8 protein-coding genes and 1 pseudogene are annotated in these 15,808 nt (G+C 41.7%); all 9 read right to left on the reverse strand.

What is annotated here, in order from left to right; all coding sequences use genetic code 11:
- Positions 1-286: 286 nt before the first annotated feature.
- Positions 287-874: a ribosome biogenesis GTP-binding protein YihA/YsxC gene (gene yihA, locus D8793_RS11310; protein ID WP_125372324.1), complete on the reverse strand. Its 588-nt coding sequence runs from the start codon at positions 872-874 to the stop codon at positions 287-289.
- A gap of 9 nt (positions 875-883) precedes the next feature.
- Positions 884-2,113 carry an ATP-dependent Clp protease ATP-binding subunit ClpX gene (gene clpX / locus D8793_RS11315; RefSeq protein ID WP_005589758.1) on the reverse strand — a complete coding sequence of 410 codons (1,230 nt, stop codon included), beginning with the start codon at positions 2,111-2,113 and terminating at the stop codon, positions 884-886.
- Between the two features lie 219 nt (positions 2,114-2,332).
- A complete protein-coding gene (locus D8793_RS11325; RefSeq protein ID WP_125372326.1) occupies positions 2,333-2,845 on the reverse strand; it encodes a dihydrofolate reductase in 513 nt (170 codons plus the stop codon).
- Positions 2,846-2,998: 153 nt separating this feature from the next.
- The gene (locus tag D8793_RS11330; protein ID WP_125372328.1) at positions 2,999-3,484 is read right to left on the reverse strand and encodes a hypothetical protein; all 486 of its coding nucleotides are present in this window, start codon (positions 3,482-3,484) and stop codon (positions 2,999-3,001) included.
- 134 nt (positions 3,485-3,618) lie between these two features.
- Complete coding sequence (locus D8793_RS11335) at positions 3,619-4,458, reverse strand: thymidylate synthase (protein WP_125372331.1); 840 nt, start codon at positions 4,456-4,458, stop codon at positions 3,619-3,621.
- Between the two features lie 83 nt (positions 4,459-4,541).
- A complete protein-coding gene (locus tag D8793_RS11340; protein ID WP_125372333.1) occupies positions 4,542-4,949 on the reverse strand; it encodes a hypothetical protein in 408 nt (135 codons plus the stop codon).
- Positions 4,950-4,994: 45 nt separating this feature from the next.
- Positions 4,995-5,954: an ROK family glucokinase gene (locus D8793_RS11345; RefSeq protein WP_125372335.1), complete on the reverse strand. Its 960-nt coding sequence runs from the start codon at positions 5,952-5,954 to the stop codon at positions 4,995-4,997.
- Between the two features lie 319 nt (positions 5,955-6,273).
- The gene (locus tag D8793_RS12445; protein WP_446677538.1) at positions 6,274-7,632 is read right to left on the reverse strand and encodes a G5 domain-containing protein; all 1,359 of its coding nucleotides are present in this window, start codon (positions 7,630-7,632) and stop codon (positions 6,274-6,276) included.
- 42 nt (positions 7,633-7,674) lie between these two features.
- Positions 7,675-15,687, reverse strand: a pseudogene (locus tag D8793_RS11350) (beta-N-acetylglucosaminidase domain-containing protein); the annotation flags it as partial.
- Positions 15,688-15,808: the final 121 nt, after the last annotated feature.

A 15,808-nucleotide genomic window follows, 5' to 3' on the forward strand; every position in this document is an offset into this window, starting at 1 on the left:
TCTCCTAAATACAGTATTTATTCTACTATTGTAACATACTAAAAGCAAAATAACATTAGCAATAAATTACAAGTATATGACATTTTTTATGTCTTCCACAAATATAAGTTTCACAAGCCACGATTGTTCCATTCAAAACTTCCTCGTTTGGCTTGCATAATGAGCCTTATCACTAAGATATACAGACTGAACTGAAGATAAAAATAACCTGACTCCAACCCATACGGAATCAGGCTATGATCTTAAACTCTAAAATTTCAACTATCATTCCGATACAATCTAACATCTAGATCTTGCCCAAAATCGCATCCCAAGCTTGATCAAGACCAGTTTTATCAACTGAAGAAAAGATAATAAAATCATCGGTTTTGTCAAAGTCCAGCTTTTTCCTAATGGCACTTTCATGCTTGTTCCACTTACCACGTGGAATTTTATCAGCCTTGGTAGCCACAACAATAACTGGAATTTCATAGTATTTGAGGAATTCATACATCTGCACATCATCCGCACTAGGGTCATGGCGTAAGTCTACTAGACTCACGACCGCTCGCAGATTGTCCCGACTGGTCAAGTATTCCTCAATCATTTTGCCCCATTTAGCGCGCTCCGTTTTTGAAACCTTGGCATAGCCGTAACCAGGAACGTCCACGAAACGGAGCTTATCGTCAATGTTAAAAAAGTTCAACAATTGCGTTTTACCAGGCTTACCCGAAGTCCGTGCTAGATTTTTACGATTGAGCAGAGTATTGATAAAACTAGATTTACCAACATTGGAGCGACCCGCCAAGGCGATTTCTGGGATATCATCCTGCGGGTAATGCGATTTATTGGCTGCGCTCAGTAAAATCTCAGCATTATGTGTATTGATTTCCATAAGCTTCCCCTAGGCAGTTTCTAAGATTGGCTTGTCTGTGCCGTCCACTGCTTCCTTCGTGATACGAACCAGCTTAACATTTTCCTGACTTGGCACTTCAAACATGACATCCATCATGGTTTCTTCAATAATTGAACGAAGTCCACGCGCACCTGTCTTGCGTTCGATAGCTTTTCTAGCTATGGCTTGCAAAGCTTCCTCGTCAAATTCAAGCTCAACATCATCATAAGAAAGCAAGGTTTGATATTGCTTCACTAGCGCATTTCTCGGTTCACTCAAAATGCGAACCAAATCATCAACAGTCAGCTGTTCTAGAGCTGCAAAAACTGGCAAACGACCAATCAACTCAGGAATAATTCCAAATTTTTGAATATCATCAGCGACAATGGCTTGCATATAAGACGCACCCTCGTCAATTGCCTTATTATTTTGACCGAAACCGATAATCTTCTCACCAAGACGTTGCTTGACAATCTCTTCAATACCGTCAAAAGCACCACCAACGATAAAGAGAATGTTCTTGGTATCAACCTGAATCATTTCTTGCTGTGGATGCTTACGACCACCCTGAGGAGGCACGCTGGCAACTGTTCCTTCAATAATCTTCAGCAAGGCTTGCTGAACACCCTCACCTGAAACATCACGAGTGATAGAAACATTTTCGCTCTTCTTAGCAATCTTATCGATTTCATCCACATAAATGATGCCGCGTTCTGCTCGCTCGATATTGAAGTCAGCTGCCTGTAAAAGCTTGAGCAGGATATTTTCTACATCTTCACCAACATAACCAGCCTCAGTTAAAGCAGTAGCATCTGCGATAGCAAAAGGAACATTGAGGCTACGCGCCAAGGTCTGAGCCAGGAATGTTTTCCCAGATCCAGTTGGACCAATCATGAGGATGTTGGATTTTTGTAACTCCACATCATCCTCTTCGCGACTGTCATGAAAATTAATTCGCTTATAGTGATTGTAAACGGCAACTGCCAAAGCCCGCTTAGCCCGATCTTGACCAATCACATAGTGGTTCAAAATATTGAGCAATTCTTGCGGTTTTGGTACTTCAGAAAGATCAGCTAAAACTTCCTCAGCTAATTCTTCTCGAATAATTTCCTGCGCCAACTCGACACATTCATTACAGATAAAGGCATTGTTGCCCGCAATAATTTTTTGGACTTCGTCCTGATTCTTTCCACAGAAAGAACAATATACCATCATCTCATTATTACGATTTGTAGGCATTTTTTACTCCCATTCTAAATTTCTAATTCAATTTTTTATTTACATTTTAAAAGAGGGTCATATAAAAAGCATGGATGGAATTAACAAGATTCGTAAAAGCATTTAACAAAAATAAAATAGCCAATCCATAACGTTTTTTACGAAAAGTCTGAAGCGAACAGATCAGACAAATTGCACACAAAAAGGCCGTAAAAAAACCAAAAACACTTCTTTCCATTCCTATGAACCCTTTCTTTTGAGGATTTTTACGGTGAAATCATATTCATTTTTTTCATCTTTAGGTCGAAAGCGACTGCTTACTTCCTCGAACTGTGTCAAATCAAAGTCTGTTGGGAAATAAGTATCGCCTTCTAAGCTAGCATGGATTTCTGTCTTAATCACCTCATCCAATTCATGCTCAAATAGAGAAAAGATTTGACCTCCACCGATAATATAGAGATTCTTATCTTGCTCTTGGTACCATTTTAATACTGCTGAAAGCTCATGAAATACCAAAACACGCTCATCTTCAATCTGATAATCCCTATCACGTGTCAAAATCAGAGTTTTTCTATTTGGCAGCACGCGCCGATGCATGCCATCAAAAGTCACCCGTCCCATTAAAATCGCATGCCCAGTCGTGATTTCTTTGAAATGCTTCAACTCTGCTGGTAAATGCCATGGCAAGCTTTGGTCTTTGCCAATCAGACCATTTTGATCCTGTGCCCAAATCGCCGCAATCTTTTTCGTCATTTCTCTATCCTTCACATTGATATTTCTATTCTATCAAAATTTATTAAAAAAGACTTGTTTGGACTATCACTTCTATCTATTTATTTTTGCCAGCTGATCCAGATAAAAAATCGATAACCAAAAAGATTATCGACTATTTGTTTGCTAGGCAAATTACTCTTTCTTCATCTTTTTGACAAAGACAAATCCTACAACAGCAGCTACAAGGCCAATCAAGGAGACATTCAAGAGCGTTGAGTCTGTCTTCTTAGGCTCAGCAGTAGCAGCCTCTTTTTTATCCGCTAAGGGATCAATATCGCACCCCTCTCTTTTGACTGACTTACCTTCAGTTGAAGCATCAGCATTGCTTTGCTCGGTCCCTTTGTTTTTAGGACCTTTTCCATGACAAAGCAAATCAATCGTATAGGATTTCTTTCCCTGATTTGCCCCATCCGAACCTTGGTCTACAAGCTGTAGAAAATTATCTTCTTCCACTGAAGAATCCGCAACTTGCTCAAGTTGGGACTCTGCCTGCTGGACTTCATCCGCACCCACAACAGCCATCGGTGTCACAGAAACCGATAGGCCAAGTAAACATGAACAAATGCCCAGACTAAAGAGTTTTCTCCTGCTTCTATGTGTTAAAAAAATTGCTTCCATATCAATACCTCCGAGATAGGCACTAGCGAAACACATATATCTATTGTCATTATAGCACTTACAAAATATATTTCAATCATTTGCTATTGAAAATTAAAAAACCTACTGACTGTCATTCAGTAGGAAAAATATAATCAAATCGCTAAATCGAATTTGAGCTGAGGTTTGACTGGATCGTAGTCTAAGAGCTCAAAATCCTCTGCCTTGATATCAAAGAAATTGGTCCCATCCGGCACATTTAAAATGAGTCGTGGTTGACAATCGCTAGGCTCTCGGCGTAATAGCTCCTCCGCCTGCTCGAACTGATTGTCATAGATGTGCAAATTATTGATAAAGTAAAAGAACTTGCCGACCTTCCAGCCAAAATGCTTGGCAATCATCATCTGCAGCGCCACATATTGCATAGCGTTGATATGGTGAGCCACTAACATATCATTTGAGCGCTGGGTCAGAGTCGCATCCAGATAAATCTCCCCATCCACACGCCGAACATCAAACATAGTTTGAAAAGCGCATGGTAGTAAGCCGTCTGTTTCTTCAAACGCTTCATAATCCCAGAGAGAGATGATATTGCGGCGGTTCCAAGGATTGGCTTCCAACTGTTGGAGGATTTTATTGATAATATCATGCTTTTTGACAACAGCTCCATAGCGCTGGCCAATCGTACCCGTATCGCCAACTTCCCAGTCATTCCAGTAGTGAACATTGTACTTGTCGTTGAGCAGTTCCAAGCTATTAGACTGGTCTTGATAGATCCAAAGGACTTCCTTGATGGCGGACTTGATAGCAATGGGGCGCAGAGTCGTAATTGGGAACTCTCCCTTGCTCAAATCGTATTCTGCGAAAGAACCAGTGATATATTTAGAGTTGGCCACATTTCCATCCTTGTAGCGCGGACGGGCATTTTCAGAAAAAACACCTTCCTCCATAATTTTTCGGATATTCTCTTTAAAAATCGTATCTGCTTTAGTCATGATGTCTCCCGAATCCTTAAACTTTCTTTAGTATAGCAAATTTTCCATAAAAATTCTCCTGCCAAGTTTAGCAGGAGAAAACTTTATTTGACCCATTCATCTGGATGATTAAGCTTATTCGCATCTTTTTCTGATAACCTCAAGGTAATATCTGACACAGCAGGAATATTTGAAAGGGTGACATAGGGGTAGTTTTTGTAGGTCGTAAATTTAGCGCCACTTTCTCCCTTTCTCCCACTAATATCATAGATATAATTAACCTCTGCATCATCAGGTAAATCAACCCAGGCATCTTCATTATCTTCCTCAGATTCGACCTTATCCAGAATGTCTGCAAATTCATCCAAGGTTTTGGTATTATTTGTCTGATAAACTTGCTGATTCTGACTATCCAATATGGTCAGAAAACCTTCTGTCTTTGATTTGCAAGCGGATAAGATCAAAAGAAAAATGGGAAATAATATTAGAAAATATGCAACTTTTCTCTTCATTTTTAGCCCTCCTTATAGCTATGCTAAGAGAGGAAGTAATTAGAACTATTGAAGTACCAGCGAAGCTGCTCCAATTACGCCAGCGTCATTTCCAAGTGTAGCCAGCGCCAATTTAGTTGAGGTGCGTACTTGTGGGAAGGTATTTTCTTCATAAACTTTACGAACACCTTCAAGTAGGAACTCCCCTGCTGCTGACACTCCACCACCAATAACGATCGTTGATGGATTAAGGGTTGAACCGATATTGGCACAAGCAATTCCCAAGTAACGTGAGAAGTTACGATAAACGATCAAGGCAAGATCGTCACCTTCTTTTGCTAAATCAAATACAGTTTTAGCAGTTACTTCTTCTCCGTTATCAATCAAGCGTTTCAAAGTTGCGTCGCCTTCATATTCATCAGCGTAACGACGAGTCAAGTTGACAATTCCAGTTGCAGAAGCTACTGTCTCAAGACAGCCTTTCTTACCACAAGTACATGCGATTGGTTGATCGAAATCAACAGTGATATGGCCCAGCTCGCCTGCCGCACCTGCCACACCGTGGAGCAATTTACCTTCCGCAACGATACCGCCACCAACACCAGTACCAAGTGTCATAAAGACAACGTCTGGTTGGTTCTCACCAGCACCCATCCAACGCTCACCAAGCGCAGCTACATTAGCATCATTATCAATGAAGAATGGAATGCCCGTCGCTTTTTCGATTTTCTCTTTTACCGGCTGGAGGGTCTTCCAGTTTAGGTTGTAGGCACCGATAACAGTCCCTTTCTCACGATCAACCACACCCGGTGATCCCATGCCAATTCCGACAAAGTCCTCAGCTGATAGATTTAGGAGCTCCAAACGATGCTGAATAGACTCAATCATATCGTCTACAATATGGCTTCCTTCATCCAAAATATTAGTTTTAATAGACCATTTTTCTTGGATTTCACCCTCTTGCGTTAAAATTGCAAATTTGATAGATGTACCACCAAGGTCAATCCCAATAATTTTTTTTGACATGATATTCTCCTCTGTATTCGTTCTCCCTCTTATTATAGCAGATTTTTTTAACGGTGAAAAGGTTTGCACGGTATTTTTTGTAAATCGCTGATTACTACACTTAAATTAGAGATTATGAATATTCTTTCATGTAGAAAAAATAGCTTTTGAACGACAATAAATAAGTAACAAGATCAAGAAGAGTAAAGATTTCTTTTTCACAATTTCAGAGACTTCAGACTCTGCATTTTAGATTCCGAACATCAAAAAGGAGAAGACCAAAAGATCCTCTCCATAAATCGACTTATCATCAAACCACCATAGTTGACAAAGAGCCCTTTTATTCTTCCTTCTTCTTCATCAGGAATAATCCTGTCAATGCTAACAGAAGACCGAGAAGGAAGGCTGAATCTGTTGCTGTGCCTGTACTTGGTAAGGTTGCTGACTTAGTAGCTCGGCCTTTAGTAGAACCATCTACTTTAGATCCGTGCACTTGCTCCTGCACCTGCGGGGTTGCAGTTGACTTGTAAACAACCGCATAAACACCTAGCTGATCTGTCATGTACTCGATATAATGACCTTTTTGCTGGAAGGATACCGCATCAAGCTGATTAGCCGCTGTCATAAAGAAGACATTTTCAACATCTTTGTTAGATGCAACTGGAAGGCTGATAAAGACCTTACCCTTAGGTTGTACAGCTTTGCCAAATTGGTCTTCTAGTCTAATGTCATAAGCATCGTAGAGCTTACCTTCTAGGCTTTGAGCTGCTACTTTCTTGACCTTCAAGGCTACAACTTGATCAAGCGTAGACTTCATGCCAATCACTTGAACCTTGGTAGCTTCGTCCGTCAAGATACGTAAGTTATTTTCTGGCTTAGATGGTTTAGATGGCTCTACAGGCTTCTCTGGTGTAGTTGGTTTGTTTGGTTTTTCTTCCTTGCTTCCAACTTCCACAATCCGATCAACGGGATCTTTAGAAACGAAGCTATCGCGAGTCACTCGACCAGTTTCCTGACCATTTTCGATGGTCACTTCCACAAGCGTGGTCTTCTCGCCGGCCTTGCCTTCTTGGACAACCTTTCGAGTGCCCTTAGGCAATTGAGCATTTTCACGTTCGACGGTATTAAAGCCAACCTCTTCAGTCACCACATCCAAGCGTGGCTGCTCGACAACAAGATTCTTAATACCTTGATCTGGTGTTACTTGCTCAACTGGCTTGCCAACTTCCACAATCTGATCGATTGGGTCTTTAGAAACGAAGCTATCGCGAGTCACTCGACCAGTTTCTTGGCCATTTTCGATTGTTACTTCAACCAGAGTGGTCTTTTCACCGGCCTTGCCTTCTTGGATAACTTTTCGGGTGCCCTTAGGCAATTGAGCACTTTCACGCTCAACGGTGTTAAACAGTAGAGCCTCTGTCACAATATCCAAGCGCGGCTGTTCAACAACAAGATTCTTAACGCCTTCTGCTGGTGTAACATGCTCAACTGGCTTGCCAACTTCCACAATCTTGTCGACTGGGGATTTGGAAACAAAGCTATCGCGAGTCAGTCGACCAGTTTCCTGACCATTTTCGATAGTCACTTCCACAAGCGTTGTCTTTTCACCGGCCTTGCCTTCTTGGACAACTTTTCGGGTGCCCTTAGGCAATTGTGCGTTTTCACGTTCGACGGTATTAAACGGTAGAACTTCTGTCACGATATCAAGTCGTGGCTGCTCGACAACCAAATTCTTAACGCCTTCAGCTGGTGTAACCTGCTCAACTGGCTTGCCGATTTCCACAATCTTGTCGACTGGGGCTTTGGAAACAAAGCTATCGCGAGTCACGCGGTCAGTTTCTTGACCATTTTCGATAGTCGCTTCGACAAGCGTGGTCTTCTCACCGACCTTACCTTCTTGGACAACTTTTCGAGTGCCCTTAGGCAATTGTGGATTTTCGCGTTCTATGGTCTTAAAGCTAACTTCTTCAGTCACCACATCCAAGCGCGGCTGCTCAACTACAGGAGCTTGAACGCCTTCATCTGGAGTCGTTTTGTGAACTGGAGGTTTTGGTGTATCTGGATTGGGTGTCTCAGCTATCTCGGCATGATAGGTAGAGACTTCGTAAAACTCAGGGCGACCACCTTCCCACTTCAACTTAACATCTAATAAGTGGGCGCTGTTAGCGAGCTGGAAGGTTTGGAAACTTGTGGTAACCGCACCCAAGTTTTGCCAAGCTGTTTGGCCATCTTTGGAAATGGTTCTTGCCCAAATGTGCGCTGAGCTTCCTGCTGGAATATCTGAAATCAGGCGAACGTGATTTGATTCTGTCTTTTCAGATAGATGGTAAATCAACTCACCGCTGTCTTGGGTTGCCTTGTAACTGCTGAGAATATTTCCATCTGCTATATTATTCTTTTCAGATGACTTGGTCTCTGTACCAGTACCTTCCACAGTTGGATTATTGATTGACTTAGTGTATTCTCCATCATTGATAACTAACTCTGTAAATCCAACAAAGCGATGACGATAAGGAGCTGTGTAGAGCACTCGGAGATATTTCGCCGCAGTTGCTTCTGGCAATTCTCCCTCAATATAGCGATTTCCAGGTCGCTGTGAATCATGTGTCCAGCCATCAGTTAAGGAGTCATCACGTGCTGGATTTTCCTGACCGTCTCCCACTGAAACGACATCTTTCCAGGTCTTGCCATCTGCGCCAACTTGAATCTTTCCATCACGAAGATAGTTCTGTGTACCATCTTTAATGTAGGCACGAATCTTCTTGATTTGACGGGTTGCTCCAAGATTGAGCGTCATATGACCATCGGTTTGTGGATAATCAGAAAATTCAACATAATTGTTTAAATCACCATCAAAGAGCTGGTCTAGGTTTTTCGCTTTACGAACATCTCCGCTACCATAGTTGGGATCAATACCCATGCTGGTAGACTCAATCGATGTTGGTTGAATTTCCTTAGTAGTCAAAAGCAAAGAAGTCGTTCCGATTGCCTGTTTCTGACCTGTCTTGTTTTCAAGACGTACATAACGGACGAGCTGGTGGTCTTGTAACTCAGAGGCACTATACCACTCCACTCCATTTGGAGAATAGCGGAGCTGGAGTGCTTGATTAGCATTCTCACCCAGTTTCAAATCCTCAATTTCATGGAGGCGATCTAGTTTCATGCCAAGATATTGACCCGCATCTAAAGTTGTACCGGCTGGAATATGCATCTCGTAGCGACCCAATTTTTCATGGACTTGAGTAGCCTTGAGTTGATCAACATTAGTATCTGTGTATTGGTCTGTTCCAGTCTCTGACTCGACAGATAGGTTGCCAATTCGCCACCAGAAATTCGTCTTTTGCGTATTTCTAACGCGTACATAACGGATATTCTGATTGGTTTCAACTTCTTTGCTTTGCTCACCTGTCAAGTTGGCTACTGTTGTCCAGTTTTGTCCGTCAGTAGAGACTTCGATAACACCAGCTGCTAGCTTATCTGTCACACCTTGTACCAAACGAATCTTCTTGACTGTTTGTTGAGAGCCAAGATCCAACTGTACCCAAGCATCTACTGGGGTTGTATCTCTTTCTCCATTTGCTGTTGAAGAACTTGCCAACATTGCTTCTGTGCTATCACTATTATCTGTCATCTTGGCAGACGTTGTATTGAGTTTATAGACCAGATTTGGACTGATGGTAATGCTTCCAGCTTTCTTCTTGGCATTTTCAAGAGGACGGTTAACTACGATTTCACGAACTGCAAACCAAGTATTGTCTCGGTCTTCTGTTGCCACCATTCGAATACCTTTGGCTTTGATATCAAGATTATCTAAGGTAATCTCAGACTCATTGCCGACATAGTTACCTTGAGGAAGAGCAGTCCACTCACCTGCTTCATTTAGGTATTCAATCTTGGCCTTGTTAAAGGTATCTTTCGGATTGCTGACAGCTCCCATAGCAAAACTCAATTTCTTGATAGAAACAGGCTTATTGAACTGAAGTCCAATATAATCGCCAGTACTAATTCTGGTTGGATTTTTAAAGATAACTTGAGTTGACAAGTCTCCGTCCAAGACCTGAGCCAAATCTCCTTCACCACCTGTACGGTTAGTAATAAAGGTCGTTACAACTTTATCTGGATTCAGTTCTTTTTCGATTTCCTTAGCTAGATATTCTTTAAGGTTAAGGATAAATGGACGGATATGCTGTACACCTAGCTCAGCATTTTCGTAGTGGTCAACATACCAGAAGGAATGTTTCTTAGATTGTTCATAATCTTTCAAGCCCTTGTAGTAATTATTCCAAAGACCGTCAGCATTTTTGCTACCAATAAATTCAGTAGCTGTCAAGAGAGCATCCAGGGCATTCATCTGGTCAATGGTATTATCAAGCCAGTACTTAATCTGCTCACGCATCTGTTCATTTCCTGATGCTTTATAGGTCTCAGCAGCAGCTTTTAGCTTAGCAAATTCTGCCTTCAACTCTTTGCGCTCAGCTGAGACATCTTGACCTGCTTTCAACTTGTTCATGAAGTTTGTCAATTTCGGAGCTAGCTCTACAGACTCTTCTAGCTTCACAACACGATTATCCATATGTTGGTTAATCATGTGCTTACCTAGCTCACGGAAGGCTGCAGATTCTTTGGTCTCTGTGAAACGACCTGTTTCTGCAAAGTTGAAAGCTACATCGTTAACAGCCTTGGCTTCCGCCTCATTCTTCCAGATATTCCAGCTGTACTCTGCAGCTGAGAAGAGAGCAATTTTAGATGGTTCTGATTGCTGCATTGGATTGAGCATGACCCCACCGATTAAGCTTGGATCCACACCAGGATGTAGGAATTTCTCACCACCACCCAAGATAAGGTGTTGCTTAGAATTATCCGTACACGGCCAGTTAATCCAAAGTTGAACGGGACGATATGGTTGACCAGATGCTTCTATATTTTGTTTAAGTTGAGTCAAGAAGTTTTCAGAGACCTCACCCCAAATCTTGCCTCCTGTCAGAGTCATAATGCTACTTTTCGGAAGATTACGGTTTAGAGAACGCAGTTCGTCTTCTCGACCATTGCCCCAATACTGACTTGGAACAAAAATCATCTCTTTCTTCAAGCCTGGATAAGTCGCTTGTTTTTCAGTCAACCAATCGGTCATATCTTTCATCAAGCGGTTATAACTTTCATAACCACCATAAGGCTGAGCTGCATCATCTGCAAGAATACCAAACTCACGAACGCCGACGTCCAGCAACTGAGTAAATTTAGCTTTGATTGCATTCAAGTCTTCTTGGTAAACAGTCTCATTTTGGAAGCGAATTCGACTATTCATAAATGGATGAATGGTCCAGACATAGCGAGTCTTAGTTTCATTCCCTACCTTAGCAAGTTGGCGGATTTCTTCTAGTTTTTCTTTTGGATAAAGTTCTCTCCACTTACTGTTGTGATATGGATCATCTTTTGGTGCAAAAATATACTGGGTCANTTTTAAATCACCGCCATATCGCATCAAGGCCGCCCGATCTTTATTAGACCATGGATTACCATAATAGCCTTCGATAAAGCCACGATTCTTCATATCAGCATAATCTTCAACATTGACCTCACGCAGAACTGGAGCAGGGCTATCATTTAGCATATGCTTGAGTGTTGTTAGTCCATAAAAGACAGCATCTGTATCTTTTCCGACAATGGAAATTTGCTGACCTTTAACAACTAATGAATAAGCATCAATCTTATCAAATAATCCTTGGTTAACAGACTCTGTTCTCTGAGCTTCTTCCGCTTTTGAGCCAGTCTGGTGAACTCCCAGATAGATATTGGTTGCGCCAGCTTCAGCTGTCTTACCAGTAGTATAGGAGATATTGCTATTTTGCAAAATAGACTTGAGTCGATTACGAGTGTAAATATCAACTTGCTCACCAATTACCAAATGAACTTTCTTATCTAGACGTACCAAGCCATCACCATAAGTAACCTTATGAGGAGTTGGGAAAATCTTATACTGTTTCTCAAGGTATTCTTGGCTTCTCAAAGCTGCTTCTACTACACTTGGATCTGCTGGTTTTTTAGCGATAAAAGTATCTTCCAATTCAACAGTTCCGTCATCTTTCGGAGTTGGAGCTGGAGTTTCAGGTTTTGGATCCGGTTTTGGTGCTGGTGGTGTGGCAGGCTCGTCTAATGTAGCTATTGGTTTCAAAAGATTGATTTCAGCTGCACTAGCATATCCTTCCACTCCCTGTAGGATCTTCAACTGGATTGTATCCGTTTCGACAGCTTCAAAGTTTGCAATTTTTTCAGCTACATTATTATCCCAAGTACCTTCAGCTACCTTAACCAATTGATCAGCCTTTTTAGCATAGACTTCGTACTGGGTCGCAAGACCATTTCCACCGCCTGGGCGAGGAAGATAAGTCAAAGCATTGATAGCTGTTGCTTGCTTCAAGGTCATAGTAACCGTATAAGACGGGTCCTTCTTCGTCCAATGTGAATGCCAGAAGGTTGCAGGATTGCCATCAAAGGCTTTAGAAACAGCTCCTTCTGTAGCATTTCCTGGTAGCTGCTCACTACTTGCTTCCACACGGGCAATCTGATCCTGTGCAATCAAACGTGGATTGACAAATGGCTTATCAGACAAGCTGAGATTGTGCAAAGTACCTTCAAAACCTCCGATTTTTTCAAGAGGTAGGACAAGACTTGTGTGGGCCAATCTTGGATGAGCTGGATTGGCAATACGATTGATCTTTTCACCATTGACATAGAGCTCAGTTGACTGAGGTTTGGTGACAAAGACTAGCTCATAGCGTTTACCTTTTTCCAATGTCTTGTCAAACTGAATATGGTGTTGCTCAAACTTATAGGCTACTTTACCCGACTCATCAGACAAATAGAGCTTGTTCCCCTCACTAGAAGCTAACTCCTGCACACCATCACCTGTAACCGTCACATCAACTTTTAAGACGTGACTTGGACCAACGTTCCCAATGGCATTTTCAATCTTGCTTTCTTTATTGAAGACCAGGCCTTTTGTGCTTTGTGCGATGCTTTCTGCATCGTAACGCTTGATTGTCTTTGGATTGATTTCATAGGTCTCAGTATCATCAATCTTGTACTCTGGATTGCTACCGGGTGCATAAACATAGTCTGCGCGTGGCAAGGTTCTTCCTGCAAAGTTGTTAGCAGCCCGATTTGATCCCCAAGTCTTTTCAGCAGTAACTCTTGTTGCTTCAAAGAAGCGCTTGAAAATATCATAAGAAGTCATGCCTGTTTCATGGAGATCAATATTATCATTCCAAACAGCATGTCCACCACCCAAGATATGAGGGTTTGAAGCTGCTAATTTTGGACCATTTCCTGCTGTCGTAAAATCATTTGGCGTCCAGCGATTATATTGATACTCATAAGAAGAGTAATCACCGTATGCTCCTTGCTGGTTATTACCATTTGGCACACTGTAAGTCGGAACATCCGTAATATTGATAATTTTAGCACCAGCCTTCAAAGCCGCTTGTGGATGTTGCCAACCTAGACTCCAGATATCCACCTCGACACCCTTCAAATCAACTGGTGTTTGCCCACTCTTACGGCTAAGTGAACCCCAAATTCGTGGCGTATAGCCCTTACCTTTGATATAGGTGATCAAATCGTTAACATAACGACGATAGTTTTCATTGTTGCCATAGTACTCATCTGTTCCGATGTGAATCGTCTTAACACCACGAAGCGGTGCATCCTTACCATCCAGCAATTTATCATAAACAGACTTGACAAAGCGCAATGTTTCATCATAATTCTTGTCCAAATCAAGCATCGCAACACGCTCTACATTGTGCTTATTCGGACTCAGCTGTCCTTTATACATCAAGTCTGGACGAACCTTCACAAATGATAAAGCATGCCCCGGTGTATCAATTTCTGGTACTAAGTTGATTCCTAACTCATCAGCCAAAGCGATGAGTCTTTGCATTTCATCCTTAGTATAGTGTTGCTTAGAAGTCAAAGACACACCATTGTCACCGACAATATCTGTCTGTAAACGGAAACCTGTATCTGCATGATTGAGCACATATTCAATTTCCTGCTCCTTGGTCAGATGTTTACCTGCTAAGTGCTCCTTGAGGAAAATATAGTTATCATTCAAATGCAACTGCAAGTCATTCATCTTGTAGTAAGCCATGTTTAGCATAATGTCCACAAGAGTATCATAAGGAATAAACTTACGACCAGTATCTAGCATAAATCCACGGTGGCTGAAACTTGGAAAGTCTCGAATTTCACCATTTTGGATATTTTCTTGCCCCATTTGAAGTAGAGTTCGAGTAGCATAAAAAGCACCTTTATTGGTCTGCGCTTCAATGGTAAAGACATTATCACGAATCGTAATACCATAGCCTTCTTCACCATAGCCCTTGTCCGTTACCTTTTTAAACTCAATACGATGCGCGGATGTACTGTCTCCCTTGGCAAGCTCTAATCCTCGAGAAATCAAGTCATTAGCATAGAAATTAGCTGCCTTGTCAAATCCTGAATCTCCAACAGATAGAACGGTGTCTTCCAAAATAGAAGAACGTCCTTCTTCACCGTGCCATTGCTGAACAGTTGGAGCCACTGTCGGCTTGTCTCCAACTCCCTCGTCTGCATAGCGACCAGGAACTCTAACCTCAAATTCCTTGGTAATGGTTTGGCCTTCATGCACTTGTTGCAAAGAAACTTTAACTGTCTGGTCCGTTAGAGGTTGATAGACTTTATTGTTTAAATCAATAACACCTTTTTTATTGCTGCCGACTAAACTAACTTCACCTGGCAACTCAGGCATGATTAGCGAGCGTCCATCTTGAGCTAAAGTCAATGACTCTACTTGGTTAAGATTAGTTACTTGTGCTGGATCAGGAATATTAGAATAAGCGCGCAATTCTTGAATGCCAACATTACGCCAGCGCATACTACCTTCAGTGTATTTAGTGATTTCCAACTTGAGATATTTGGCTTCAATCGGAGTATCAAGATTAACCCTTTCATCTAAGATAGGTTGACCATCTTTTTCATAAGCTAGTTTCCATTTACGAGTAGCTTCTTCTTCATTAATAGCTTCTGCTGTAGCATAATAAAGTTTCCATCCTTGCACATTTGGATCATTAGGCTGTCCCGCTCTCTGTCTACGATCCCAATCAATCTCAATTCGCTTGATTGATGTCACCTTATTTAAAGTCATGGTTAGATGAGGAGTTACTGCATTCCTATCTGTTGCCCAACGACTATTGTCGTCTCCATCTACAGCTTTATCGCCAGTATTAGATGTATTCTGCTCATGGTTGGACGCTCTCACCTGTGCATTCAATAAATGATTAACATCAGGAATATTTACCACTTCTTTCACTGGTGTAGTTGGTGCTGGAGGTGTAGTCAGTGTTGGTTGAGTCGGCTGTGGATTAGTTGCTTCTGTGTTTACAGATGGCTGATCCGGTTTGGGAGTAGCTACCTCTGATGTTGCTTCAGAAGTATTTTCGCTATTATCAGAACTGCTTCCTCCATTGTCGCCAGAGTCGGCTTTTGCCAATTTGTCTGCTAAGTCAGCTGGCAATTCTGTTAGACCTTCTACCCGCTCGACCGTACCAGAATCATTTCCTCTGCCACCTGATGACTCGCTAGTAACAGTTGCTGAACTGGACGGTTGTACCACATCAGCCGATGCCAATGGCATACCAAATAACAGGACACCTATCATAACAGAACAAGCACCGATAGCGTATTTTCGAATACTAAACTTACATTTCTTTTCCATAAAGGAACCTTCCTATCTGTACGCTTCTCACCAGTAAGCGTTTGCAACTTTATTTAAAAAAATATATTTTATTTGACTTATTTAAATTGAATTTATCGTAAAAACAGACGGAACATAACTT

This window comes from Streptococcus cristatus, assembly GCF_003943465.1.
Lineage (GTDB): Bacteria > Bacillota > Bacilli > Lactobacillales > Streptococcaceae > Streptococcus > Streptococcus cristatus_C.